Origin of the sequence: Polaromonas sp. YR568 (genome assembly GCF_943371715.1) — a bacterium.
Classification (GTDB): Bacteria; Pseudomonadota; Gammaproteobacteria; order Burkholderiales; family Burkholderiaceae_C; genus Polaromonas.
The window spans coordinates 1-24,607 of record NZ_CALRVW010000005.1 but is presented as its reverse complement, the minus strand read 5'-3'; the positions used below and the strand labels follow the sequence as shown (position 1 = coordinate 24,607).

The window sequence follows — 24,607 nt, the reverse complement described above, 5'->3', positions numbered from 1 at the left end:
CTTCCCACCACTCAAGCAGCATGACCACCTCCTCCCCTTCCCCCCTGAGCTACAAAGACGCCGGCGTTGACATCGACGCGGGCGACGCCCTGGTTGAACGCATCAAGCCCCTGGCCAAGAAAACCATGCGCGAAGGCGTGCTGGCCGGGATTGGCGGCTTTGGCGCGCTGTTCGAGGTGCCCAAACGCTACAAGGAGCCGGTGCTGGTCAGCGGCACCGACGGCGTCGGCACCAAGCTGCGCCTGGCGTTCGAATGGGCCATGCACGACACGGTGGGCATCGACCTGGTGGCCATGAGCGTCAACGACGTGCTGGTGCAGGGCGCCGAGCCGCTGTTCTTCCTGGATTACTTTGCCTGCGGCAAGCTCGATGTGGACACCGCCGCCGCGGTGGTCGGCGGCATTGCCAAAGGCTGCGAACTCAGCGGCTGCGCACTGATAGGCGGCGAAACCGCCGAAATGCCGGGCATGTACCCCGAGGGCGAATACGACCTGGCCGGTTTTGCCGTGGGCGCCGTTGAAAAGTCAAAAATTCTCACCGGCAAGGATGTGAAGCCCGGCGACGTGGTGCTGGGCCTGGCCAGCAGCGGCGTGCATTCCAACGGTTTCAGCCTGGTGCGCAAATGTATCGAGCGCGCCGGCGCCGACCTGCCCGCCACGCTGGACGGCCAGCCTTTCAGGCAGGCCCTGATGGAGCCCACCCGCTTGTACGTGAAAAACGTGCTGGCCGCCCTGGCCGCCCACCCGATCAAGGCGCTGGCCCACATCACCGGCGGCGGCCTGCTGGAAAACATTCCGCGCGTGTTGCCCGAAGGCACGGCCGCCCACCTGAAAAAGGGCAGCTGGCCGCAGACCGAGCTGTTTGCCTGGCTGCAGAAAACCGCCGCCATCTCCGACTTCGAGATGAACCGCACCTTCAACAACGGCATCGGCATGGTCGTGGTGGTGGATGCCGCCCATGCCCAGGCCACCGCCAAAACCCTGCGCGACGCCGGCGAGCAGGTGTATGAGATCGGTGTGATTGCACCTCAGGGCGACGGCGCCGCGGTCACCGTCAGCTAGGGCACATGGCACGGGGCAGACCACACGGATCACCCCGCCATGCCCGGTACACCCCCCATCCCGCCACGGCGCCTTCCCGCCGCCATCTGGGCACTGGGTTTTGTCAGCCTGCTGATGGACATCTCCTCCGAGATGATCCACAGCCTGTTGCCGGTCTTCATGGTGACGGTGCTGGGCACCAGCATGTGGGCCGTCGGCCTGATTGAAGGGGTTGCCGAGGCCACAGCCCTGATCGTCAAGGTCTTCTCGGGCGTGTTCAGCGACTACTGGGGCCGGCGCAAGCCGCTGGCGGTGCTGGGTTACGGCCTGGGCGCCGCCTCCAAACCGCTGTTTGCGCTGGCGACCACCACCGGCATGGTGCTGGCCGCCCGCCTGATCGACCGCACCGGAAAAGGCATACGCGGCGCGCCGCGTGATGCGCTGGTGGCCGACCTGGCCCCGTCCGGCATGCGCGGTGCGGCCTTCGGGCTGCGCCAGTCGCTCGACACCGTGGGGGCCTTTGTCGGGCCGCTGCTCGCCATGGGCCTGATGCTGCTCTGGGCCAACGACTTCCGGGCGATTTTCTGGGTCGCCATGGTTCCGGGTTTCATGGCGGTGGCCTTGCTGCTGTTCGGCGTGCAGGAACCCGCACCGGCACGGGACAAGGCGGCGGCGCCGCGCCGCAATCCGATCAGCCGGGACGAGTTGCGGCGGCTGGGGGCGCCGTACTGGCGGGTGGTCGTGATTGGCGCCGTCTTCACCCTCGCGCGTTTCAGCGAAGCCTTTCTGGTGCTGCGCGCGCTGCAGGGCGGCCTGCCCGTCGCCTGGACGCCGCTGGTGCTGATCGGCATGAACATCGTTTACGCCCTGGGCGCCTACCCCTTCGGCAAACTGTCGGACCAGATGAGCCACACCAAGCTGCTGGCGGCGGGACTGGTGGTGCTGATCGCCGCGGACGTGGTGCTGGCCTCGGGCAACCACTGGACCTTTGTCTGGGCCGGCATTGCCCTGTGGGGCCTGCACATGGCGATGACCCAGGGCCTGCTGGCCACCATGGTGGCCGACGCCGCGCCGGCCGACCTGCGCGGAACCGCCTTCGGGTTTTTCAACCTGATGAGCGGCCTGGCCATGCTGCTGGCCAGCACGGTGGCCGGGGTGTTGTGGGACCAGCTGGGTGCCCCGGTGACCTTTGTCGCGGGCGCGGTCTTCAGCCTGGCGGCGCTGGCGCTGCTGGGGTACTGGCGCGGGGTACGGGTGCGCGATTGAGGCCGGAGCCTCCCCTGAATAAGACATTGTTGCTACAAAAAGACTAGCTGATAGCGCCCGCAGCCATTGGGCAGACTGGACTTTTGAGCCATCTTGTATCAAACTGTTTAATCTGTCCGTTTTTGGAGCATTCATGCCGGTCATCGCAGTCGTCAACCGCAAGGGGGGCAGTGGCAAAAGCACACTGGCCGCCCACATCGCGGCCTGGTGCGCGCGCAACGGCAGCTCCGTCATGCTCGGCGACGTGGACCGGCAGCAGTCGGCGCGTGCCTGGCTCAAACGGCGCGACGCCTCGCTGCCGGCCATCGCGCCCTGGGCGGTGGACCAGAAAAACATGTTGCGTGTGCCGACCGGCATCACCCACGTGGTGCTGGACACCCCCGGCGGCATGCACGGCTTTGAACTCGCGCGCGTCGTCATGTTTGCCGACGCCATCGTGATGCCGGTGTGCAACTCGATGTTTGACCGCGAATCGGCCGAGGCCTGCCACGCCGAACTGATGACCATGCCGCGGGTGGCCAACGGCCGCTGCCGCCTGGCGGTGGTGGGTATGCGTATCGACGGGCGCACCAATGCCGCCCAGACCCTCGAAGAATGGTCGGAATCGCTGGGCGTGCCTTTTCTCGGTGCCCTGCGCGAAACCCAGCTTTACGTGCGCAGCCTGGAGCGCGGCCTGACGATTTTTGACCTGCAGCCCCAGCTGGCCGCCGCCGATCTGGCGCAGTGGGCGCCCATCCTGCAGTGGCTCAAGCCCCAGCTCTACCCGCCACAAGCCGCCAATGACGGCGCAGGCGTGGTGCGCCCCCCGGCACGCACCCTGGCACCCCGAGGCGCGGTGTCACCCCTGACCGCGCCCGGCGAAGTGGTGTCCAGGCAGCTGGGCACCCTGTCGGGCAGCCTGATGCCGGCCCAGGAGTCCCTGGTCCAGGGTGGCCGCATGTCCACCCTGAGCGCCAGCCGGACTACCCCCGCGCCGGTGCGCCCTCCGGTCGCACCCACCCTGGTCCGCCCCGCGCGTGCCGCCGACAGCCCGCTGATTCCGCAGTTTTTGAAACGCAGCGTTTAGTAGAGCCCCCACGTTCGCTCACTTCGTGTAGCTCTCTGCCCCCTAGGGGGCGCTGCGCCTGCAGCCCGGCAAAGCCGGTTCCGCGGCCCCTGCTTGAAAAGAGGCCCCGCTCACGCGTGTAATCACTACCTCCGGAAAGGTTCAGCTTTTCTGGCGCCGCAAGCGGGCCAGGCGGTCGGCGATGGCGTCGAGGTCCAGCGCGTCCTCGGCATGTGCGATGTAGATCTCCAGGTCCGGCACGGCGCGTCCGGCCTCGCCCTGCTCGGCCAGCGCCAGGCCGCGGTCACGGTATTCGGGCCAGGACTCGGGATGCAGCACGATCAGCCGGTCCTGCACGGCGATCAGCCGCGGCCAGTCCTGCTGCGTCTTGTGGATTTCCTTGAGGTTGCGCAGCATGCGGCTGATGATGTCGCGCGAGGGCACCGACTGCAGGTACAGGCCGATCGGCACTTCGAAATCGTCCACCAGGCCGCTGCGCTGGCGAAACGGCTCGAGCCGCTCAGCCAGCTCTTCCCGGCTCAGCGACTGGCCGGTAAAAGGGTCGATCACCACCTGGCCCTTGGGCAGGTTGACCTTGACCATGAAGTGGCCCGGAAAAGCAATGCCGCGCGCATTGAGCCCGACCCCGCCGGCCAGTTCCAGCCAGAGCACCGCCAGCGAGATCGGAATGCCGCGCCGGGTTTTCAGCACCGCGTTCAGGTAGCTGTTGTCGGGGTCGTAGTAGTCATTGATGTTGCCGCCGAAGTTCAGGTCGCGGAAAAAGAACTGGTTCAGCGCCCGCAGCCGCTGCAGGGCCGAGGCGTCGGACGGCAGGCGGCGCTTGAGGCGGGCCAGCAGCTGGTCCACATCGCCGAGCACCTGCTCCACATCCAGGTCCGGGTACTCGTCCTGGGCCACACTGACCGCCGCTTCCAGCAGCGGAAAATGCTCATCGCTTTGCACCAGGCTGGCAAAGTACTGCAGGGGCGACGGAACATCGAGATTGAGCGGCATGCCGCTACTTTCTCACAAAGCGCCGGGCGACGCGAGTGCCACGACCAAAAACGTCAGCGCCGCATCAACTTTCGCACTTTCAGGCCGGTGGCCCAAAGCGCTCCGAAATAAATAGCAGCCGACGCAAGCAGGACAAGCGCCAGAAGCCCAATTCTCTTGAAGGCTTCGGCCCGCAGCCCGGTCCAGCTGACGGCCTGGGCGGCCCACATCAAAAAGACCGCGAGCAGCGCCGTGGCGGCCAGCACCTGCAGCGAAAACATGCCCCAGCCGGGCGACGGCTTGTAGCTGCCGCGCTGGCGCAGGCCGATCAGCAGCCACAGCGCATTGATCAACGCGCCGATGCCGATGGCCAGCGCCAACCCGGCGTGTTGCAGCAGCGGCACAAAGGCCAGGTTGAGCAGCTGCGTGATCACCAGCACCACCAGCGCAATTTTCACGGGCGTGCGGATGTCCTGGCTCGCGTAGAAACCGGGTGCCAGCACCTTGATGGCCACCAGGCCCACCAGCCCGGCGCCGTACCCCATCAGCGCGGTGGTGGTCTGGTACACGTCGCGGTCGGTGAAGGCGCCGTAGTGGTACAGCGTGGCCACCAGCGGCTGGGCAAAGGTCAGCAGGGCAACGGCGCTCGGCACGGCCATCAGCACAACGATGCGCAGGCCCCAGTCCAGCATGGCGGAATAGGCGTCGCCGTCACCTGCGGCCTTGGCGGCGGCCAGTTGCGGCATCAGCACCACCCCGATGGCCACACCCAGCATGGCGGTGGGGAACTCCATCAGCCGGTCGGCGTAGGTCAGCCAGCTCACGCTGCCGGGCGTCAGGTGCGAGGCAATCTGGGTGTTGATGATGGTGGAAACATGCGCCACGCTGACCCCCAGCAGGGCCGGCATCATCAGGCGGGCGATGTTCTTGGTGCCGGGGTCGGCCCAGGCGCTGCGGATGGCCGTCCAGCCCAGGCCGATGCGCGGCAACATGCCTATCCTGAGCAGGGCCGGCACCTGCACCGCCAGCTGCAGGGCGCCACCCAGCATCACGCCGGCGCCCATCGCGTAAATCGGCTCCACGCCCTGGGTCTTGAGCCAGGGCGCACCGAACCAGGCCGCGCCAATCATGGCGAGGTTCAGCAGCACCGGTGTGGCGGCCGGCACGGCAAAACGCTTCCAGGTGTTCAGAATGCCGGCCGATAGGGCCACCAGCGACATGAAGCCGATGTAGGGAAACATCCAGCGCGTCATGAAAACCGCCGCCTCGAACCCGCGCGGCTCCTGCTTGAGCCCGCTGGCCATCAACCAGACCAGCACCGGGGCCGCCGCCACCCCGATCACACAGGTCAGCAGCAACGCCCAGACCAGCAGGGTGGCGACCCGGTTGACCAGCACCTGGGTGGCCGCCTCGCCGTGCTGGGCCTTGCTGGCGGCCAGCACCGGCACAAACGCCTGGCTGAATGCACCCTCGGCAAACAGGCGGCGGAAGAGATTGGGAATGCGGAAAGCGACGTTGAAGGCGTCCGTCATGGCGCTGGCGCCAAACGTCGAAGCCACCAGCAGCTCCCGCACCAGACCGGTGATCCGGGACACCAGCGTGAACAGGGAGACGGTGGACGCGGATTTGAAAAGTGACACGGAAGGAGTTTAGCCCGCACAGTCGCCCGTTTGCGGAGCTGGACGTTGCATTAAGTCCTAAACCCAGCAGGGGCCGCGGAACCGGCTTTGCCGGGCCGCAGGCGCAGCGGCCCCCTCGGGGGCAGGAAGCTACACGCAGTGAGCGACCGTGGGGGCATCACCTATGGCTGCTATAATGGTGGGCTTTGCTAAGCATCATCCGCAGACCCTTCCTCATTTAAAGGAACACTTATATGGCTACCGCCAAACCCAAGAAAAAGAACCCCCGCCTGGCCTCCGGCCGCAAACGCGTCCGCCAGGACAGCAAACTCAATGCCGCCAACACTTCGCTGCGCTCGAAATACCGCACCGCTGTGAAAAACGTCGAAAAAGCTGTCGCCGCCGGCGACAAGACCAAAGCCACCGAACTCTTCGCCAAGGCGCAGAGCATTGTGGACACGATCGCCGACAAGGGCATCTTCCACAAGAACAAGGCAGCGCGCGACAAGAGCCGCCTGTCCACCAAGGTCAAGGCACTCGCCTTGGCCACTCCCGCCGCGTAAAACCCACCGCCTGAGCAATCAGGCAACCCGCCCGGACTGATCCTCAGTCCGCCGTTCTGCAGGGTGCGCTGCCAGCAAAGCAAAAAAGCCGTCTTTCGACGGCTTTTTTGTTTTGCGCTACCTCCCGAAGGATGAGTCAGAAAGCGTAGCGAGAGGATGCGAGGCAAAGCGCACGGAGCGCAGCAACCGGAATGTACTTGAGGTACATGAGGTACATGAGGATGGCGACGAAAAGGCAGACGGGCTCCTTTTCATTCCCGTCAGGCGCAACGCCGCATCGCAACCGCGCAGGAGCTTTATGGCTCGTCCGCTATGGCTTGTCCGGAATCAGGCAGGCCTCGGCGATCTGCAAATCATTGTCCTTGGCGAAATTGATCGCAAAGTCCCAGGCCATGGGCTCGGCATCGCGCAGTTCGCTGTTGACCACCACACACTTGACGCCGTTGATCACCGTGGGCACACACCACGGGGAATAGGTCAGATGGCTGCCGGGCTGCGGGCCACCGGGACGGAACTGGCTCATCACCCCGCACAGCCGGTCCGCCCAGTCGCTGGGGCGAAAGGTTTTGCCGTCGCGGGTGATGCCTTGAATGAAGACTTCTTTGGCGGTGTTGGAGACCATCGGGTGGAGGGTTTTTGCGTGCCCGGGGCCAGGATCGAGCCCCATGTTGCAGCGCACAACGATTCTATCTTATATAAGACTCAGGCCAGCTTGCCTGGCGCCAGCCGTTGCGCATGGCTGTGATGCAGGATCTTCACCAAAGGCCGCAGGGTCTGCGCCTAAAATCACTTCAGAACCGCAGATCCCATCGCGGTTTCCTGTTTTTTCAGCCCCTGTTTTTCCGGAGTTCCCTCATGACCGCTGCCCTTCCCAAGCACATCGAAGCCGCCTCCCCTCACGTGATGAACACCTACGGCCGCCTGCCGATAGCCTTGTCGCATGGCCAGGGCTGCCGCGTCTGGGATGTCAACGGCAAGGAATACCTGGACGCGCTGGGCGGGATTGCGGTCAACACCCTGGGCCACAACCACCCGAAACTGGTGCCGGCCCTGCAGGACCAGATTGCCAAAATCATCCACAGCTCCAACTACTACCACGTGCCCAACCAGGAAGTGCTGGCCGCCAAGCTCGTCGAGCTGTCGGGCCTGGAAAACGTGTTTTTCTGCTCGACCGGCCTGGAAGCCAATGAGGCCGCGCTGAAGCTGGCGCGCAAGTTCGGCCACGACAAGGGGATCGAACGCCCCGAAATCGTGGTGTACGAAAAGGCCTTTCATGGCCGCAGCATTGCAACGCTGAGCGCCACCGGCAACCCCAAGGTGCAGGCCGGTTTCGGCCCGCTGGTTGAAGGGTTCATCCGCGTGCCGCTCAACGACGTGGCCGCGCTGGAAACCGCCACCGCCGGCAACCCGAATGTGGTGGCCGTCTTTTTTGAAGCCATCCAGGGGGAAGGCGGCGTCAACCCGATGGACGCCGACTACCTGCGGCAGGTACGCGCCCTGTGTGACAAGCGCGACTGGCTGCTGATGATTGACGAAGTGCAGTGCGGCATGGGCCGCACCGGCAAGTGGTTCGCGCACCAGTGGGCCGGCATCAAGCCGGACGTGATGCCGCTGGCCAAGGGCCTGGGCTCGGGCGTGCCGATCGGCGCCGTCGTGGCGGGCCCGAAAGCGGCCCACATCTTTGCCCCCGGCAACCACGGCACCACCTTCGGCGGCAACCCGCTGGCCATGCGCGCGGGGGTGGAGACCATCCGGATCATGGAAGAAGAAGGCCTGCTGGCCAACGCCGCCACCGTGGGCGCCCACCTGAAGTCGGCCCTCGGCCGAGAACTGGCCGCCGAGCTGGCTTCGGGCGCGGTCAAGGAAATCCGCGGCATGGGCCTGATGCTGGGCATCGACCTGGCCAAACCCTGCGGTGATCTGGTCAAACGCGCTGCCGACAAGGGCCTGTTGATCAGCGTGACGGCCGACAGCGTGATCCGGCTGGTGCCGCCGCTCATCATGACGCAGGCCGAGGCGGACGAAGTCGTGGCCATTTTGTGCCCGCTGATCAAGCAGCTGCTGGCGGAGAAACCATGAGCAGCCCGGCCAGCACGGCGATCCGCCACTACCTGCAGTTCAGCGACCTCAATGCCGCCGAGTACGCCTATGTCTTCGAGCGCGCCGCCCTCATCAAGAAGAAATTCAAGGCCTACGACAAACACCAGCCGCTGGTGGACCGCACGCTGGCCATGATTTTCGAAAAAGCCTCGACCCGCACCCGCGTGAGTTTCGAAGCCGGCATGTACCAGCTGGGCGGCAGCGTGGTGCACCTGACCACCGGCGACAGCCAGCTGGGCCGCGCCGAGCCGATCGAGGACAGCGCCAAGGTCATCAGCCGCATGGTGGACCTGGTGATGATCCGCACCTACGAGCAGACCAAGATCGAGCTGTTTGCCGAACACTCGCGTGTGCCGGTGATCAACGGCCTGACCAACGAGTTCCACCCCTGCCAGATCCTGGCCGACATCTTCACCTACATCGAACACCGCGGCTCGATCAAGGGCAAGACAGTCGCCTGGGTCGGCGACGGCAACAACATGGCCAATACCTGGCTGCAGGCCAGCGAGATCCTCGGTTTCAAGGTGCACCTGAGCACACCGACCGGCTACGAGGTGGACCAGTCGGTGGCCGGCATCCGCTCGGCCGACAGCTACCAGGTCTTCAAGGATCCGATGCAGGCCTGCGCCGGCGCCGATCTGGTGACCACGGATGTGTGGACCAGCATGGGTTACGAAGCTGAGAACGAAGAACGCAAAAAGGCGTTTGCCGACTGGTGTGTGGACTCGGACATGATGAAAGCAGCCAGACCCGATGCACTATTCATGCACTGCCTGCCGGCGCACCGCGGGGAAGAGGTCGAAGCCGAAGTGATCGACGGGCCGCAGTCGGTGGTCTGGGACGAGGCGGAAAACAGATTGCACGTGCAGAAGGCACTGATGGAGTTTTTGCTGCTGGGCAAGGTTGAGTAAGGTCTCGGAGCGGCATCACGCTGCGCTCCTGGTTCGCACTGGACAGTAGGAGCGACTCCCCACTCCCTCCCCCCGCCCCTCCCTCGCCCCGCTGGGCGATGGCGGGGAGCTTCATTTGGCCGCGTGTGCTGCGCTCGCGTGCAAACATGACGGTCTCTTGAGTCCGACATGACGCGCTGCGCGCGTCATGTCTCCCCGCACCCGAACCCGCATCCATTTTCCCCACCCGTCGGGCTGGGCCGAGGAGCGCAGGCAAAAGCGGATCAGGGCTGGCGTTGTTTGAGCCGCAGGCGAGTTTAGCCAGACCCCGCTTTTGGCGAGCACCACAGGTTGCCCCGGAGCGAAGCGGAGGGGACCCAGACCATCGGGTCGCCTTTCTTTTGGGTACTTTTCTTTGGCGAAGCAAAGACAAAGTGCCTCGCCCGCCGGGGCGAGACCCGGCCTGCTGGAAGACCCACCCATTCACAAACTTGTACCGGCTTCGACAAGCTCAGCCCGAACAGCACAAGAAATGCAAACGCTATCAATTAAGTAGCTACCAGCGCAAGCAGCAAAAGGGCTAAAGACCGATTGGACTTACAGATCCGTCCGCAGCTTCCAGATCTCCGGAAACAGCACCACGTCGAGCATCTTGCGCAGATAACTCACGCCACCGGTGCCACCCGTGCCGCGCTTGAACCCGATCACACGTTCGACCGTCGTCACATGGCGGAAGCGCCAGAGCCTGAACGCGTCTTCGAGGTCGGTGAGTTCTTCGCCAAGCTGGTACAGGTCAAAGTACTTTTTGGGGTCGCGGTAGACCACCAGCCAGGCCTGCTCGACCGCGTCGCTCTCGACGTAAGCCTGGGTCCAGTCGCGCTGCGTGTGGCTGGCCGGCACGGGCAGGCCGCGCCTGGCCAGCAGGCGCAGGGCCTCGTCGTACAGCGAGGGCGCTTCAAAGGCGGCCTGCACCTGCGCCAGCAAATCGGGACGATGCGCGTGCGGCTTGAGCATGGCGGCGTTCTTGTTGCCGAGGGCAAACTCGATGCAGCGGTATTGCGCACTCTGGAAGCCGCTGGAGTTGGCGAGGTAGGGCCGGATCGCGCTGTATTCGGGCGGCGTCATGGTCGCCAGCACGTCCCAGGCGTGCACCAGCTGCTCCATGATGCGGCTGACACGCGCGAGCTTCTTGAAGGCGTCGCCGAGTTCGTCCTGGGCCACGTTCGCAATCGCCGCGCCCAGCTCGTGCAGCATCAGCTTCATCCAGAGTTCGCTGGTCTGGTGCTGGATGATGAACAGTAGCTCGTCGTGCGCGGGGGAAAGAGGTTTCTGCGCGCCGAGAATCGCGTCGAGCTGCAGGTAGTCGCCGTAACTCATGTCGCGGCTGAAATCGAGCTTGGCTTTTTCATCAGTGACGATGTGTTCGGGGCTGGTCATGATCAGGTCACCGCATGTTTCTGGTTGAATTCGGGGCGTCGCCATTCGGCGGTTTCCAGCACCTGCCTCAGATGCTCGACGGCATGCCAGACATCCTCGAACCCGATGTACAGCGGCGTGAAGCCGAAACGCAGGATGTCCGGATGCCGGCCGTCGCCGGAGCCGGCCCGGAAGTCGCCGATCACGCCGCGCGCAATCAGCGCCTGCACGATGGCGTAAGCGCCTTCGCTGCGCGTGAGGCACACCTGGGAGCCGCGCTCCGCATGTTCGCGGGGTGTCGCCAGGCCCAGGCCATGGCCGGCGCAGCGTTCTTCCACCAACGTGATGAACAGGTCGGTCAGCGCCAGCGACTTGGCCCGCAGCGCACTCATGCCACCGAGGGCGTCCGCGGCGCCGAACACGTCCAGCCCGCACTCGAGCGCGGCCAGGCTCAGGATGGGTTGGGTGCCGCACAGGTAACGCGTGATGCCGGCTGCGGGCCGGTAGTCGGGCGTGAACTCGAACGGCGCGGCATGGCCCCACCAGCCGGACAGCGGTTGGCGGAATCGGTCGGTGTGCCGGGGATGCACCCAGACGAAAGCCGGCGCACCGGGCCCGCCATTGAGGTATTTGTAGCCGCAGCCGATGGCAAAGTCGGCGTTGGCACCCTGCAGGTCCACTGGCACAGCGCCCGCGCTGTGCGACAGGTCCCACACCACCAGAACACCCGCCGCATGGGCGGCTTGGGTCAGCGCCGCCATGTCGTGCATGGCGCCGGTGCGGTAGTTCACATGGGTCAGCATCAGCACGGCGGTGTCCTGCGTCAATGCGGCGGTGATGTCATCAGGCTCGACCAGTTGCAAGCGGTAGCCGCGCTCGCGGCACAGGCCCTCGGCAATGTAGAGATCGGTCGGGAAGTTGCTGCGTTCGCTGACGACGACTTTTTTGGCCGGCGCATCTTCGGCGGCCATGCTCAGGGCCGCGCTGAGAACCTTGTAGAGGTTGACTGAGGTACTGTCGGTGGCGACCACCTCGCCCGCTCCGGCGCCAACCAGCGACGCAATCCTGTCGCCCAAGCGTTGCGGCAGGGTAAACCAGCCGGCGCTGTTCCAGGCGCGGATCAGGTCCTGGCCCCATTCGCGGGTGATGACTTCGGCCACACGTGCCGCCGCGCTTTTGGGCAGCACGCCCAGGGAGTTGCCGTCGAGATAAATCACGCCCTCGGGAAGCACAAAGTGGTCGCGCAGCGGGCGTAGCGCGTCGCGGGCGTCGAGCGCGCGGCAGTCATTCAGGGTGGTCATGGGTGTCCTGTGCCGTTTGCTGGCAGTTCGCGCAGCACGGCGCGAACCGGCGAGGCGTCGGCTTGAGTGAGTTTGAGGGGCAGGGCAATCAGCTCGTAGTCGCCTTCCGGCACGTCATCGAGCACCAGGTTCTCCAGCACACGCAGGTCGTGCGCGAGCAGCAGCTGGTGGCTGGGCAGGTCCTGGCTGGTGGTGGGGTCCACGCTGGGCGTGTCGATGCCGACAAGCGCTATGTTTTTAGTAGCTAGCAGCGCAAGCGTGGCGGGCGCAATGGCCGTAAACAATGCCCAGGACTGGCTGGCGGCGGCGGCGGTGCGCAGCAACACGCGCGGTGGCAGCTGGTCCAGCGCGTGCGCGATGTGCTGCGGCTCCACCAGCGGGCCGCAGTTCAGGCAGTGGATCACGCGGCAGGGCCCAAGGTAGGGCAGCAGGTCCACGGCGCCGATGGCCGGCGCGCCGTTGGCATAGTGCATGGGCGCGTCGGCATGGGCGCCGGTGTGCGGCGAGAAGGTGAGCGTGTTGACATTGACGGGGCAGCCGGGCGAGAGCGCAAAGTGCAGCTTCTGCGAATACGCTGCGTCGCCCGGAAACACGGCGGCCTGCTCGTCCACGGCGGGCGAGATATCCCAGATTTTCAGGGCGGGGGCCGCACCGTGGACGGCGCGGGAACGAGGTGGGCTGGAACGCATGGCACAAAGGTAGCACCGCTGTAAATTCCGTGGTGTCGGTAATTTCCAACAGGCCTTCAAAATAGTTGAAGCCTCAAGTAGTTGCGTGTCGCGCGGTGGCTGGCCGCAGGCATCGCCGGTGCAGCTCGGGCACAATTCGCAGGGTGCGGCATCGTGTGTTGGCGGGCCGCCATTTCAATCACATCCAAGAGACAAAGGTTCACCATGACATCGAACGGCAAGGTCGCACTCGTTACCGGCGCAGGTACCGGCATTGGCAAGGCAGTGGCGCTGGCGCTGCTGCGCGAGGGTTACCGCGTGGCGCTCGTGGGCCGGCGCGTGGAGCCGTTGAACGAGGTAGCTCAGGCCTCGGGCGCCGGTGACAGGGCGCTCGCCCTGCCCTGCGATGTCGGCAACCCCGACGCGGTGCGTGCGGCGTTCGACAAGGTTCATCAGACCTTTGGCCGGCTGGACCTGCTGTTCAACAACGCCGGCGTCGGCGCGCCCGCCGTGCCCATGGAGGAGTTGAGCTTCGAGCAATGGCAAACCGTGGTCAACATCAACCTGACCGGTTCCTTCCTGTGCGCCCAGCAGGCGATCCGCCTGATGAAGGCGCAGTCACCGCAGGGCGGCCGCATCATCAACAACGGCTCAATCTCGGCGCACGCACCGCGCCCCCATTCGGCGCCCTACACCGCGACCAAACATGCGATCACCGGCCTGACCAAGTCGATCTCGCTCGACTGCCGCCAGTACGACATCGCCTGCGGCCAGATCGACATCGGCAACGCCCAGACCGAGATGGCCGCGCGCATGGCCAAGGGCGTGTTGCAGGCCAATGGCGAGATTGCGATCGAACCCTTGATGGATGTGAACCATGTGGCCGACGCAGTGGTGCACATGGCCGCTTTGCCGCTGGCGACCAATGTGCAGTTCATGACCATCATGGCGACGAAGATGCCGTTTGTGGGGCGCGGCTAGTCCGCAGGGCTGAAGGCGCAGGTCCCCTTTCAGTCCGCTTGCAGGCAAACGCAATATTCGTATCAAACAGGCCTGCAGCCCATGTACAGACTGCGCAAGCAGCTACAAATTCAGTAGCACTTCAAGGCCCGCCATACAACCAGGGCAGATCCAGCAGGCGCTCGCCCAGCAGTTTCATCGACGCATCGCGCCCCAGCCGCACCACCCCGCTCGCATGAAAAATCTGCCCGTTGCGGATGGCGCGTGCCTGCACCCGGGCATTGCGTTGCCAGCGGTTCAGCGCGTAGCGGCCCAGCAGCGTCGGCACGTCAAAAGCCGGGTCCAGCGCCTGCGCCAGCACGCGCCCGAGTTCAGCGGCGTCTTCGATGGCCATGCCCGCGCCTTGGGCCAGGTAGGGGCGCATGGGGTGCGCCGCGTCGCCGAGCAGGGCGACGCGGCCCAGCGCGTGCTGGTACGCACCCTGCATGGGCGGGCGGTCGCACAGGGCCCAGAGCCGCCAGGCGGGAATGGCGCGCACCAGGTCCTGCAGCGGCGCGCAGCTGCCGGCCAGCGCAGCGTGCAGGCCGGCGCCGTCGGTGCCCTGGTCCCAGTTGTCCAGATCGCCTCCGGCACGACCCTCGACAATGCCGACCACGTTGAGCGACCGGCCGCCGCACACCGGGTACTGCACCACATGCAGTTTCGGACCCAGCCAGGCCGTGACCTGGCTGGAGCGCAGGGATTCGGGCAGTTGGGCCTGCGGCAGCAGCGCGCGGTAGGCCACGTGGCCGGTGACACGCGGCGGTCCGTCGCCCAGCAGCCACTGACGCACCGGGCTCCACAAGCCATCGGCGCCGACCAGCACCTCGCCCTCGACGGGCGGGTCGTCACCGCTCTGCACGGTCACGGCCTCCGGACTCTGCGAGAACCGGTTCAGGGTGCGGTTGAGCTTGAGCGCCACGCCGGCCCGCTGCACCGCGTCCAGCAGCAGGCCATGCAGGTCGGCCCGGTGCACCGTGGCGTAAGGCGCGCCATACCGCTGCGCCATCACATCGCCGAGCCGCAACACACCCAGGGTTTCGCCGGTCAGCGCGCTGCGCACTTCCAGGCGATCGGGGAACGCCGCCACGCCGGCCAGCGCATCGGACAGGCCCCAGCCATGCAACACCTTGACGACATTCGGGCCGAGCTGGATGCCGGCACCGACCTCGCTGAATACCGGTGCACGCTCGTACAGGCGCACGTCCCAGCCGGCGCGCGACACCGCCAGCGCCGCCGCCAGTCCGCCTATGCCGCCACCGGCGATCAGGGCCTGCATGTCAACCCACCGGAATTCAAGCGATCGCCACCTGCTTCACACGCACCCTCACGCAGCCAGCAGTTGCCTGAGAACGAAAGGAAGAATGCCGCCGTGCCGGTAGTAGTCGACCTCGATCGGCGTGTCGATGCGCAGGATGACTTCCAGCTCTTCGCTCGAACCGTCTTCGCGCGTGACCACCAGCCGGGCCCGGCTTTGCGGCTTGAGCTCGGGATCGGGCAACACGTCAATTACTTCGCGGCCGTTCAGGCGCAGGGTCTGCCAGGTATCGCCGGGTAGAAACTGCAGCGGCAACACCCCCATGCCGACCAGGTTGCTGCGGTGGATGCGCTCGAAACTGCGCGCCACCACGGCCTTGATGCCCAGCAGCTGCGTGCCCTTGGCGGCCCAGTCGCGCGAGGAGCCGGTGCCGTACTCCTCGCCCGCAAAAATCACCGTGGGGGTGCCTTGCGCCATGTACTTCATGGCCGCGTCGTAGATAAACATCTTTTCGCCGTCCGGCTGGAACAGCGTGACGCCGCCCTCCTCGCGCGAACCGTCGGGCCCGGCGGGAATCATCAGGTTCTTGATGCGCACATTGGCGAAGGTGCCGCGCATCATGACCTCGTGGTTGCCGCGGCGCGCGCCATAGCTGTTGAAATCGGCTTTCTGCACACCGTGCGCCAGCAACCACTGGCCGGCCGGGGAGCTGCCCTTGATGGAGCCGGCCGGCGAGATGTGGTCGGTGGTGATGGAGTCGCCGAACAGCGCCATGATGCGGGCGCCCTTCACCGATACGGCATCATTTGAAGCACCAGTGCCCGTCTTTCCTGCGCCAGCAGCTACATTTTCCATAGCAAAGTCCTTGAAGAACGGCGGCTCGGCGATGTAGGTGCTGACAGGCCAGGTGTAGGCCGTTCCGGTCACGCCCTTGATCTTTTCCCACAGCTTGCCGGGCTCGGTCTTGACCTTGGCGTAGTTCTCGCGGAAGGCCTTGCCGTTCATCGCGAACTTCATGAGTTTGTAGATCTCGTCGCTGGTCGGCCAGATGTCGCCGAGGTAGACGTCCTTGCCGCCCTTGCCCTTGCCGACCGGCTCGGTCATCAGGTCGCGCATCACCGTACCGGCAATCGCATACGCGACCACCAGCGGCGGACTGGCCAGGAAGTTGGCTTTCAGATTGGGGTGGATGCGCGCCTCGAAATTGCGGTTGCCCGACAGCACGGCGGCGCACACCAGGTCGCTCTTGTTGATCGCGTCGTTGATCTCGGGCGTCAGGTCGCCGGCGTTGCCGATGCAGGTCGTGCAGCCGTAACCGGCCAGCGCAAAGCCGAGTTTTTCCAGGTAGGGCAGCAAACCGGTGTTGGTCAGGTACTCAGTGACGATGCGCGAGCCCGGCGCCAGCGAGGTCTTGATGTGCGGCTGCACCTTCAGGCCGGCTTCCACCGCCTTTTTGGCCAGCAGGCCGGCCGCCAGCAGCACGCTGGGGTTGGAGGTGTTGGTGCAGCTGGTGATGGCAGCGATCAGCACGTCGCCGTTGCCGATGGTGATGCCGCCGGCCTGGGGCGCGGGCGCCGGCGCAGGAAGGTCCGCATGCGCCGTCGCCAGCGTGGGACGGTTGGCCTCCATTTCGACCACCATGCGGGGGGCGCCTGCCGGCGTCGGCGGTGCGCCCGGGGAAATGTCGGGCTGGGGCGCTCCCGCCTGCTGCAGCAGGTGGCGCGTGGCCAGCATGGCGGCCGGCTGGTTGAAACCGTTGTCGGCAATCGGCTTGCTGAACAGCGAGGCGAACTGGGTTGCCACCTGGCCCAGCTCGATGCGGTCCTGCGGGCGCTTGGGGCCGGCCAGGCTGGGCGTCACATCGCCGAGATCGAGCTTGACCACCTGCGAGAAATCGATCTCGCCGGGCAGCGGCACACCGAACAGGCCCTGCGCGCGGAAGTAGGCCTCGAAGGCCTCGATCTCGGCTTTGGTGCGCCCGGTGCCGGTGAAGTACTCGATGGTTTTTTCATCCACCGGGAAAAAGCCCATGGTCGCGCCATATTCGGGCGCCATGTTGGCAATCGTCGCGCGGTCGGGCAGCGCCAGCGTGCGTGTGCCTTCGCCGAAAAATTCGACAAACTTGCCGACCACTTTTTCCTTGCGCAGTTGCTCGGTCACGCGCAGCACCAGGTCAGTGGCGGTGACACCTTCGCGCAGACGTCCGGTCAGCTCGAAGCCGACCACGTCGGGCGTCAGCATGTAGACCGGCTGGCCCAGCATGGCGGCCTCGGCCTCGATGCCGCCCACACCCCAGCCGACGACACCGATGCCGTTGATCATGGTGGTGTGGCTGTCGGTGCCGACCAGGGTGTCGGGGTAATACACGCCGTCGGAACCTTTGTGCACGCCGCGGGCCAGATACTCCAGGTTCACCTGATGGACAATGCCGAAGCCCGGCGGCACGACACCAAAGGTGTCAAAGGCCTGCATGCCCCACTTCATGAACTGGTAACGCTCGTTGTTGCGCTGGAACTCCAGCTTCATGTTCAGGTCCAGCGAGTTTTTCTTGCCGTAGTGGTCCACCATGATGGAGTGGTCCACCACCAGGTCCACCGACACCAGCGGCTCGATGGCCTTCGGGTCCTTGCCCAGCTTGATGGCCACGCTGCGCATGGCGGCCAGGTCGGCCAGCAGCGGCACGCCGGTGAAGTCCTGCAGCACCACGCGCGAGACGACAAAGGGAATTTCCTCGGTGCGGTCGGCATTCGGAAACCAGTTGGCCAGTTGGCGCACATGTTCGGCACTGACCTTCTTGCCGTCGCAGTTGCGCAGCACGGATTCGAGCACGATGCGCATGGACACCGGCAGGCGCGAGATCTTCGGATACTGTTTGGCCAGCGCGGGCAGCGAGTAAAACCTGCCGGTCTTGCCCGACGCGGTGGTGAAGGTTTTCAGGGTCTTGGCGAACTCGTGGGCCATGGCGAACTCCTTGGTGTGTGGTTTTCGCTATTGTCGCCCCGTCAGGTTTCACCGGACAAGTGCGGGGCTTAGCCGCCGGCCGCACCGCCCGCAGGAAGCGGCCGGTCCGGATCGGGCAGGTAACGCACCGCCAGCACGCCCCCGATCGCCCGCAGGTGGTCCAGCACCGCGTCGCTGACGGGGCTGTCCACATCGACCAGCGTGTAGGCCATGTCGCCGCGCGACTTGTTGACCATGTTGTGGATGTTCAGGCCGGCCTGGGCCATGGCAGTGGAGATCTGGCCCAGCATGTTGGGCACATTGGCGTTGGCAATCGCCACCCGGTAGGCCGACTCGCGCGCCATGGCCACGGCCGGGAAGTTGACCGCATTGACCACGTTGCCGTGTTCCAGGTAGTCGCGCAGCTGGTCGGCCACCATGATGGCGCAGTTTTCCTCGGCTTCGCGGGTGGACGCGCCCAGATGCGGCAGCGCCACGACCTGGGGATGGTGGTTGAGCGTAGCGGAAGGGAAATCGCAGACATAGGCGCGCAGCTGCTGCGCGTCAAGCGCGTCCAGCACCGCGGTCTCGCTGACCACTCCCTCGCGCGAAAAATTGAGCAGCACCGCGCCCGGCCGCATGAGCCTGATGTTGTCGGCGTTGACCAGGTCGCGTGTGGCGGCCACCAGCGGCACGTGCAGGGTCACAAAGTCCGAATTTTTCAGCACCTCGGCGACGCTGCCCGCCTTTTTGACCTGCGCCGGCAGGCTCCAGGCGGCATCGACCGTGATGTCGGGGTCGTAGCCAAGCACGTTCATGCCGAGCTTGATGGCCGCGTCGGCCACCAGGCAGCCAACCTTGCCCAGGCCCACGATGCCCAGCGTGTGGCCGGCCAGCTCGAAGCCGGCGAAGTGTTTCTTTCCCTCTTCCACCGCCTTGTCCATGTTCGCCATGGTGGTGTCCAGGCCGGCGACAAAACGCAGCGCCGGCGCGATGTTGCGCGCCGCCAGCAGCATGCCGGTCAGCACCAGCTCCTTCACGGCATTGGCATTGGCGCCCGGCGCATTGAACACCGGCACGCCGCGTGCACTCATGGCCTGGACCGGGATGTTGTTGGTGCCGGCGCCGGCGCGGGCAATCGCCTGCACGCTGTCGGGGACCACCATGGCGTGCATGTCGGCCGAACGCACCAGCACCGCGTCGGGCCGGGCCATGTCCTTGCCGGTGCTGTAGCGTTCTGCCGGCAGGCGCTTGAGGCCATTGGCCGAGATCTGGTTGAGCACCAGAATCCCGAAACGCCTTGCCGGCAGGGCCGCCGCCTCAGCCATGGCTGGCCTCGAACTCCTTCATATACGCCACCAGCGCCTGCACGCCCTCGAGCGGCATGGCGTTGTAGATCGAGGCACGCATGCCGCCGACCGAGCGATGGCCCTTGAGCTGCACCATGCCGCGTGCCTGCGCACCCTTGAGGAAGGCCTCGTCGAGCGACTCGTCCTTGAGCTTGAAGGGCACGTTCATCAGCGAGCGGTCTTCACGCGCCACCGGGTTGCTGTAGAACGAGGTCGCATCGAGGTAGTCGTACAGCAGGGCCGCCTTGCGGCGGTTGTGCGCCTCCACGGCGGTCAGGCCGCCCAGCGCCTTGAGATGCTTGAACACCAGGCCGGCGATGTAGATCGCATAGGTCGGCGGCGTGTTGTACATCGAGTCGTTGTCGGCCTGCTGCTTGTAGTCGAACACCGAAGGCGTGTGGGGAATCGCCTGGCCGATCAGGTCCTCGCGAACAATCACGATGGTCAGACCCGAAGGGCCGATGTTCTTCTGCGCGCCGGCATAAATCAGGCCGTAGCGGCTGACGTCGATGGGACGAGACATCAGGTTGGACGACATGTCGGCCACCAGCGGCACCTTGCCGGTGTCGGGCGTCCAGTGGTACTCGACCCCGCCAATGGTTTCGTTCGAGCAGATGTGCACATAGGCCGCCTCGGGGTCCAGTTTCCAGGTGTCAAATTTCGGCACGCTGGTAAAACCCGTGGCCTCGGCGCTGGCGGCGACGTTGACCTTGCAGAAGTTCTTCGCTTCCTTGATCGATTTTTTCATCCACTCGCCGGTATTGATGAAATCCGCACCGGCGTGGCCGCGCAGCAGGTTCATCGGCACGATGGCGTTTTGCGCCAGGCCACCGCCCTGCAGGAACAGCACCTTGTAGTTGGCCGGGATCGCCAGCAGCTCGCGCAGGTCGGCCTCGGCCTGGGCATGGATGGAGATGAACTCCTTGCCGCGGTGGCTCATCTCCATCACCGACATGCCGGAACCGTTCCAGTCCAGCATTTCGGCGGCGGCCTGGCGCAGCACGGTTTCAGGAAGGGTGGCCGGGCCGGCACTGAAGTTCAGGACGCGTGTCATGGAAAGGGCTTTCTAGGAGGGAAGGAAGTCGGTCGGACGACCCGGTCGGATCGCCAGAACGCACAGCATACAAGAAAGTCCCGCGCCACCCGGGCCCTTCACCAGCGGGATTGCGCCGCGGCCTTGCGCAGCCCGACCCACTGCAGTTCGGCCAGCAGGCCCACGGTCACCGCCTGGATGGCGATAAAGGCCTTGCCCGCCAGCGTGGGCATCACCCAGTCGCCCAGCAGCAGCGCCAGGCAGCCGAGCACCCAGAGAAAGTTGGCGCCGATGAGCAGCCAGACCAGCGGGGCTGGCACAAACTGCCGCGTGGCGATGAAACCGATCAGGGCCACGTAGCCAAATATCGCCCAGCCCGACACCACCAGCAGGGTCTCGGGCAGGCCCAGCAGGCCGGCCAGGAAACCGGCCAGCAGCAGCTGTAATGCGCCCGTGGCCGCGCCGGTGGCGGCGTCCAGCCACAACACGCGGCGCAGGAAGTTGGGAGAGGCTGTCAGGGAAGAGAAGGATGCAACAGCAGACATGAAAAACTCCTTGGGTAAATAAACGACAGGGGACAGCGGCCTGATCCGGTTGCCGCAGCCGGCTGTCCATCGCTGCGGTCATGGCGCCATGATGGCCGCCGGAGGGCGCAGCGTCGATAACCTCCCAGGTAATGGTGTCCGGCCGCGCCGGCCTTACGATGGCGCCATGACTGCCAGCCTTCACCCCACCGCCCGGCCTCACCGTTCCACCCCGCTGCCGTTTGGCGAGCACCTGCGCCACTGGCGCCAGCACCGGCGCCTGAGCCAGCTGGACCTGGCCAGCGAGGCCGACATCTCGACGCGGCACCTGAGTTTTGTCGAGACCGGCCGCGCTGTCCCCAGCCGCGAAATGGTGCTGCGCCTGTCCGAACGGCTGGCCATCCCCCTGCGCGAGCGCAACACGCTGCTGGTGGCCGCCGGTTATGCGCCCATGTACCGCGAACGCCCGCTGGACGACCCGGCGCTCGCTTCGGCGCGTCAGGCGGTGGAGCTGATTCTCAAGAGCCACGAACCCTTTCCCGCTCTGGCGCTGGACCGGCACTGGAACCTGCTCGCCGCCAACGCCGCCCTGCCGCATCTGCTGGCCGGCGCCGACCCCGAACTGCTGCAGGGCCCCATCAACGTGCTGCGCCTGAGCTTGCACCCGCGCGGCCTGGCCAGCAAGATCGTCAACCTCGCGCAATGGCGCAAGCACCTGTTCGAGCGTCTGCGCCAGCAGATCGCCGCCACCGCCGACCCGGTGCTGGCCGACCTGCTGGCCGAACTGCAGGGCTACCCCCTGCCCGAAGGCGCCGACGAGACGCACCTCGAAGGCGAACACCTGGGCGTGGTCATGCCCTTCCAGTTCCGCACCGACCACGGCGTGCTCAGTTTCATCAGCACCGTCACGATTTTCGGCACACCGGTGGACGTGACGCTGCAGGAGCTGATGCTGGAGACCTTTTTCCCGGCCGACGCGCTGACCGGCGAAGTTTTGCGCAAGCTGCTGTCGCCCGCGTGATCGCGCCGCGGCAAGGCTTCGCGCACCATGCAGGCAGGAGACCACCATGAGCGAAAGCATCCACCACCGAATCTGCCCGTTGTGCGAAGCCTGTTGCGGCCTGGAGCTGAAGGTCAGGGACGGCCAAGTCATCAGCATCCGCGGCCACGAAAGCGACGTTTTCAGCGCCGGCTACATCTGCCCCAAAGGCGTGGCGCTGAAAGACCTGCACGAAGACCCGGACCGCCTGCGCACGCCGCTGATCAAGCGCGACGGAGAGTTCGTTCCGGCCAGCTGGGATGAAGCCTTTGCCGAGATCGAACGCCGGCTGCCACCGATTCTTGCGCAGCATGGCCGCCAGGCCGGCGCCATCAGCGTGGGCAACCCGTCGGCGCACAAGATCGGCCTCTTGCTCTACTTTTCGCGCCTGGCCAAGGCGCTGGGTTCGCGCAATGTGTTTTCCGCGTCCACGCTGGACCAGATGCCCAAGCAGCTCTCCAGCGGGCTGATGTTCGGCCACTGGCTCAGCATTGCCGTGCCGGACCTCCCGCGCTGTGATTTCCTGCTGGTGCTGGGCGCGAACCCGCTGGCCAGCAACGGCAGCCTGTGGACCGTGCCCGACTTCAAGGGCAAGGCCAAGGCCATGCAGGCGCGCGGCGGCAAGCTGGTGGTGATCGACCCACGCCGCACCGAAACCGCCGCCATGGCCGATACGCACCATTTCATCCGCCCCGGCGCCGACGTGTTTTTGCTGCTGGGACTGGTGCACACGCTGTTTGACGAAAAGCTGGTGCGTCTGGGCCGCCTCGCGCCCCTGGTCAACGGTGTGGACGCTGTGGAAGCCGCCGTGAAAGGCTTCAGTGCCGAAGTGGTCGCGCCACGTTGCGGCATCGAAGCTCAAACCATTCGCAGCCTGGCGCGCCAGCTGGCCGGCACACCGCGCGCCGCGGTGTACGGCCGCATCGGCACCTGCACGCAGGAATACGGCACGCTGGCGAGCTGGCTGGTGGATGTGCTCAATGTGCTGACCGGCCACCTCGACGAGCCCGGTGGCGCGATGTTCCCGAAAGCCGCCGCCTTTGCGCACAACACCGCCGGCCAGTCCGGCACAGGCCGCGGCATCTCGACCGGTCGCCACACCAGCCGTGTCAGCGGCGCGCCCGAGGTCTTCGGCGAACTGCCCCTGACCTGCCTGGCCGAGGAAATCGAGACGCCCGGCACCGGCCAGGTGCGCACGCTGATCACCGTGGCCAGCAACCCGGTGCTGTCCTCGCCCAACGGCGCGCGACTGGCGCGGGCCCTCGACAGCCTGGAGTTCATGGTCAGCATGGACATCTATGTGAATGAAACCTCGCGCCATGCCGACGTGATCCTGCCCGGCCTGTCGCCGCTGGAAGACATGCATTACGACGTTGCCTTTCCCCAGTTCTCCTGGCGCAACCATGCGCGTTACAGCGCGCCGGTATTTGCTGCGCCCAAAGATCAGCCGGCGGAATGGGAAACCATGCTCAAACTGACCGCCATCGTGCAGGGCCAGGGCGCACAAACGCCGGCCCGCGAGATCGACGACCGCTACTTTGCCGAAGACGCGAAGAAGGTGTTTGGTGACCAGGCACAGGCGGTGATCGAAGCCACACAAGGGCTGTTTGGCCCGGACCGCCTGCTGGAAGTGGCGCTGCGCAGCGGCCCCTACGGCGACCAGTTTGGCCGTGAACCCGGGGGACTGACCCTGGCCAAGGTGCGGGCCGCGCCTGACGGCATCGACCTCGGTGAACTGGCACCGCGCATGCCGGAGGTGCTGCGTACGCCGTCGGGCCAGATTGAACTGGCGCCGCCCGCGCTGCTGCAGGACCTGCAACGCGCCGCGCGCGCCATCGCCGAGCCGGTACCGGCGATGGTGATCGTCGGCCGGCGCGACGTTCGCTCCAACAACAGCTGGATGCACAACCTGCCCGTGCTTGCCAAGGGGCCGATGCGCTGCACGGCGCTGGTCCACCCGGCCGACGCTCAGCGCCTGGGCCTGGCGAACGGGACGCTGGCGCGCATCAGCAACCAGGGCCGCAGCATCGAAGCGCAGGTGCAGGTGAGCGAAGAGATGATGCCCGGCGTGGTGAGCCTGCCCCACGGATGGGGCCATGGCCTGCCGGGCACACGCATGGCGCTGGCAGCCGAGCGCCCGGGCGCCAACCTGAATGCGCTGCTGGACGAAGACTGGCGCGACCCGCTGTCTGGCAACGCGGTGCTCAGCGGTGTGCCGGTGGTGCTGGAACCCGTTGGCGTCTGATTTTTAGACAAAACAGGCTGCAGCCCTTTCAGGTATTGTGCAATGAGCTATCAAATAAATAGCGCATTGACCTGGGAGCTGAGCTTCTGACAAGCGCGGTGCAGCTCATTCGGCGCCCTGCCCGCTGGCGGTCGACTGGTCGGCAGCGGCCGCAGGCGCGGCGGCGGCCCCGGTGCGCATCAGCAGCGCGCCCAGCACCGCTGCCAGGGCGGCAAACACGGCGCCGAGCAAAAAGGCCAGCTGGTAACCGCCATTGAGCGCCGCCAGCGGCTGCGCGCCCGTACCCGTCAGGTGGCCGGTGCGCGCCGCGGCCGCGCTG

At 65.8% G+C, this 24,607-nt stretch carries 20 protein-coding genes and 1 pseudogene; 9 read left to right on the top strand and 12 right to left on the bottom strand.

Annotated features, from left to right (window positions below):
• Positions 1-20 precede the first annotated feature (20 nt).
• The 3 genes from purM to AAG813_RS05305 all read left to right on the top strand — a co-directional run bounded on the left by purM (position 21) and on the right by AAG813_RS05305 (position 3,372).
• A complete protein-coding gene (gene purM, locus AAG813_RS05315; protein ID WP_341912583.1) occupies positions 21-1,061 on the top strand; it encodes a phosphoribosylformylglycinamidine cyclo-ligase in 1,041 nt (346 codons plus the stop codon).
• A 39-nt stretch (positions 1,062-1,100) separates the two neighbouring features.
• Positions 1,101-2,306 carry an MFS transporter gene (locus tag AAG813_RS05310; protein ID WP_341912581.1) on the top strand — a complete coding sequence of 402 codons (1,206 nt, stop codon included), beginning with the start codon at positions 1,101-1,103 and terminating at the stop codon, positions 2,304-2,306.
• A gap of 133 nt (positions 2,307-2,439) precedes the next feature.
• Positions 2,440-3,372, top strand: a complete 933-nt coding sequence (locus AAG813_RS05305; RefSeq protein WP_341912579.1) for a ParA family protein — start codon at positions 2,440-2,442, stop codon at positions 3,370-3,372.
• 141 nt (positions 3,373-3,513) lie between these two features.
• Here AAG813_RS05305 and AAG813_RS05300 read toward each other — a convergent pair whose 3' ends face one another.
• Both AAG813_RS05300 and murJ read right to left on the bottom strand, forming a co-directional pair.
• Positions 3,514-4,365: a tetratricopeptide repeat protein gene (locus AAG813_RS05300; RefSeq protein ID WP_341912577.1), complete on the bottom strand. Its 852-nt coding sequence runs from the start codon at positions 4,363-4,365 to the stop codon at positions 3,514-3,516.
• A 53-nt stretch (positions 4,366-4,418) separates the two neighbouring features.
• Positions 4,419-5,984: a murein biosynthesis integral membrane protein MurJ gene (gene murJ / locus AAG813_RS05295; RefSeq protein ID WP_341912575.1), complete on the bottom strand. Its 1,566-nt coding sequence runs from the start codon at positions 5,982-5,984 to the stop codon at positions 4,419-4,421.
• Positions 5,985-6,217: 233 nt separating this feature from the next.
• Here murJ and rpsT point away from each other — a divergent pair, with 233 nt between their 5' ends.
• Complete coding sequence (rpsT, locus tag AAG813_RS05290) at positions 6,218-6,526, top strand: 30S ribosomal protein S20 (protein ID WP_096667998.1); 309 nt, start codon at positions 6,218-6,220, stop codon at positions 6,524-6,526.
• Between the two features lie 310 nt (positions 6,527-6,836).
• Here rpsT and AAG813_RS05285 read toward each other — a convergent pair whose 3' ends face one another.
• A complete protein-coding gene (locus AAG813_RS05285; protein ID WP_096667996.1) occupies positions 6,837-7,148 on the bottom strand; it encodes a DUF3579 domain-containing protein in 312 nt (103 codons plus the stop codon).
• A gap of 233 nt (positions 7,149-7,381) precedes the next feature.
• Here AAG813_RS05285 and AAG813_RS05280 point away from each other — a divergent pair, with 233 nt between their 5' ends.
• Positions 7,382-8,605 (top strand): aspartate aminotransferase family protein, encoded by a 1,224-nt coding sequence (locus AAG813_RS05280; RefSeq protein ID WP_341912569.1) that lies wholly within the window; start codon positions 7,382-7,384, stop codon positions 8,603-8,605.
• Positions 8,602-9,537 carry an ornithine carbamoyltransferase gene (argF, locus tag AAG813_RS05275; protein WP_341912567.1) on the top strand — a complete coding sequence of 312 codons (936 nt, stop codon included), beginning with the start codon at positions 8,602-8,604 and terminating at the stop codon, positions 9,535-9,537. Before AAG813_RS05280 ends, argF begins: the two co-directional genes overlap by 4 nt.
• A gap of 576 nt (positions 9,538-10,113) precedes the next feature.
• Here the strand turns inward: argF and kynA are convergent.
• From kynA to kynB, 3 genes are read right to left on the bottom strand one after another with little or no spacing between them, the layout of a single operon-like run.
• On the bottom strand, positions 10,114-10,953 hold the full coding sequence (gene kynA, locus AAG813_RS05270; protein WP_341912565.1) for a tryptophan 2,3-dioxygenase: 840 nt from the start codon (positions 10,951-10,953) through the stop codon (positions 10,114-10,116).
• Between the two features lie 2 nt (positions 10,954-10,955).
• The gene (gene kynU / locus AAG813_RS05265; protein WP_341912563.1) at positions 10,956-12,233 is read right to left on the bottom strand and encodes a kynureninase; all 1,278 of its coding nucleotides are present in this window, start codon (positions 12,231-12,233) and stop codon (positions 10,956-10,958) included.
• A complete protein-coding gene (gene kynB, locus AAG813_RS05260) occupies positions 12,230-12,922 on the bottom strand; it encodes an arylformamidase (RefSeq protein WP_341912560.1) in 693 nt (230 codons plus the stop codon). The genes kynU and kynB overlap by 4 nt, the downstream gene beginning before the upstream one ends.
• A gap of 204 nt (positions 12,923-13,126) precedes the next feature.
• On the opposite strand from kynB, the gene AAG813_RS05255 reads away from it, so the two are divergent.
• Entirely contained in the window at positions 13,127-13,882 is a 756-nt protein-coding gene (locus tag AAG813_RS05255) for an SDR family oxidoreductase (RefSeq protein ID WP_341912558.1), read from the top strand.
• Positions 13,883-14,003: 121 nt separating this feature from the next.
• On the opposite strand, the gene AAG813_RS05250 is transcribed toward AAG813_RS05255, so the two are convergent.
• From AAG813_RS05250 to AAG813_RS05230, 5 genes are all read right to left on the bottom strand, one after another.
• Positions 14,004-15,179 carry an FAD-dependent monooxygenase gene (locus AAG813_RS05250; RefSeq protein ID WP_341912556.1) on the bottom strand — a complete coding sequence of 392 codons (1,176 nt, stop codon included), beginning with the start codon at positions 15,177-15,179 and terminating at the stop codon, positions 14,004-14,006.
• Positions 15,180-15,227: 48 nt separating this feature from the next.
• On the bottom strand, positions 15,228-18,119 hold the full coding sequence (locus AAG813_RS05245; RefSeq protein ID WP_341912554.1) for an aconitate hydratase: 2,892 nt from the start codon (positions 18,117-18,119) through the stop codon (positions 15,228-15,230).
• Between the two features lie 68 nt (positions 18,120-18,187).
• Complete coding sequence (locus AAG813_RS05240) at positions 18,188-19,426, bottom strand: phosphoglycerate dehydrogenase (protein ID WP_341912552.1); 1,239 nt, start codon at positions 19,424-19,426, stop codon at positions 18,188-18,190.
• Complete coding sequence (serC, locus tag AAG813_RS05235; RefSeq protein WP_341912550.1) at positions 19,419-20,501, bottom strand: 3-phosphoserine/phosphohydroxythreonine transaminase; 1,083 nt, start codon at positions 20,499-20,501, stop codon at positions 19,419-19,421. Before serC ends, AAG813_RS05240 begins: the two co-directional genes overlap by 8 nt.
• A 98-nt stretch (positions 20,502-20,599) precedes the next feature.
• The gene (locus tag AAG813_RS05230) at positions 20,600-21,025 is read right to left on the bottom strand and encodes a hypothetical protein (RefSeq protein ID WP_341912548.1); all 426 of its coding nucleotides are present in this window, start codon (positions 21,023-21,025) and stop codon (positions 20,600-20,602) included.
• A gap of 166 nt (positions 21,026-21,191) precedes the next feature.
• Between AAG813_RS05230 and AAG813_RS05225 the strand changes: the two genes are divergently transcribed.
• Together AAG813_RS05225 and AAG813_RS05220 are read left to right on the top strand one after the other, a co-directional pair.
• Positions 21,192-22,025 (top strand): helix-turn-helix transcriptional regulator, encoded by an 834-nt coding sequence (locus tag AAG813_RS05225; protein WP_341912545.1) that lies wholly within the window; start codon positions 21,192-21,194, stop codon positions 22,023-22,025.
• Between the two features lie 46 nt (positions 22,026-22,071).
• The gene (locus AAG813_RS05220) at positions 22,072-24,288 is read left to right on the top strand and encodes a molybdopterin-dependent oxidoreductase (RefSeq protein ID WP_341912543.1); all 2,217 of its coding nucleotides are present in this window, start codon (positions 22,072-22,074) and stop codon (positions 24,286-24,288) included.
• Positions 24,289-24,393: 105 nt separating this feature from the next.
• Here the strand turns inward: AAG813_RS05220 and AAG813_RS05215 are convergent.
• Positions 24,394-24,607 (bottom strand): annotated as a pseudogene (locus AAG813_RS05215) (MFS transporter); the annotation flags it as partial.

What these genes read in the sequence shown, in the direction of transcription:
- purM (WP_341912583.1), top strand. Translation starts at nt 21, where the DNA reads ATGACCACCTCCTCCCCTTCCCCCCTGAGCTACAAAGACGCCGGCGTT.
- AAG813_RS05310 (WP_341912581.1), top strand. Translation starts at nt 1,101, where the DNA reads ATGCCCGGTACACCCCCCATCCCGCCACGGCGCCTTCCCGCCGCCATC.
- AAG813_RS05305 (WP_341912579.1), top strand. Translation starts at nt 2,440, where the DNA reads ATGCCGGTCATCGCAGTCGTCAACCGCAAGGGGGGCAGTGGCAAAAGC.
- AAG813_RS05300 (WP_341912577.1), bottom strand. Translation starts at nt 4,365, where the DNA reads ATGCCGCTCAATCTCGATGTTCCGTCGCCCCTGCAGTACTTTGCCAGC.
- rpsT (WP_096667998.1), top strand. Translation starts at nt 6,218, where the DNA reads ATGGCTACCGCCAAACCCAAGAAAAAGAACCCCCGCCTGGCCTCCGGC.
- AAG813_RS05285 (WP_096667996.1), bottom strand. Translation starts at nt 7,148, where the DNA reads ATGGTCTCCAACACCGCCAAAGAAGTCTTCATTCAAGGCATCACCCGC.
- AAG813_RS05280 (WP_341912569.1), top strand. Translation starts at nt 7,382, where the DNA reads ATGACCGCTGCCCTTCCCAAGCACATCGAAGCCGCCTCCCCTCACGTG.
- argF (WP_341912567.1), top strand. Translation starts at nt 8,602, where the DNA reads ATGAGCAGCCCGGCCAGCACGGCGATCCGCCACTACCTGCAGTTCAGC.
- kynA (WP_341912565.1), bottom strand. Translation starts at nt 10,953, where the DNA reads ATGACCAGCCCCGAACACATCGTCACTGATGAAAAAGCCAAGCTCGAT.
- kynU (WP_341912563.1), bottom strand. Translation starts at nt 12,233, where the DNA reads ATGACCACCCTGAATGACTGCCGCGCGCTCGACGCCCGCGACGCGCTA.
- kynB (WP_341912560.1), bottom strand. Translation starts at nt 12,922, where the DNA reads ATGCGTTCCAGCCCACCTCGTTCCCGCGCCGTCCACGGTGCGGCCCCC.
- AAG813_RS05255 (WP_341912558.1), top strand. Translation starts at nt 13,127, where the DNA reads ATGACATCGAACGGCAAGGTCGCACTCGTTACCGGCGCAGGTACCGGC.
- AAG813_RS05250 (WP_341912556.1), bottom strand. Translation starts at nt 15,179, where the DNA reads ATGCAGGCCCTGATCGCCGGTGGCGGCATAGGCGGACTGGCGGCGGCG.
- AAG813_RS05245 (WP_341912554.1), bottom strand. Translation starts at nt 18,119, where the DNA reads ATGGCCCACGAGTTCGCCAAGACCCTGAAAACCTTCACCACCGCGTCG.
- AAG813_RS05240 (WP_341912552.1), bottom strand. Translation starts at nt 19,426, where the DNA reads ATGGCTGAGGCGGCGGCCCTGCCGGCAAGGCGTTTCGGGATTCTGGTG.
- serC (WP_341912550.1), bottom strand. Translation starts at nt 20,501, where the DNA reads ATGACACGCGTCCTGAACTTCAGTGCCGGCCCGGCCACCCTTCCTGAA.
- AAG813_RS05230 (WP_341912548.1), bottom strand. Translation starts at nt 21,025, where the DNA reads ATGTCTGCTGTTGCATCCTTCTCTTCCCTGACAGCCTCTCCCAACTTC.
- AAG813_RS05225 (WP_341912545.1), top strand. Translation starts at nt 21,192, where the DNA reads ATGACTGCCAGCCTTCACCCCACCGCCCGGCCTCACCGTTCCACCCCG.
- AAG813_RS05220 (WP_341912543.1), top strand. Translation starts at nt 22,072, where the DNA reads ATGAGCGAAAGCATCCACCACCGAATCTGCCCGTTGTGCGAAGCCTGT.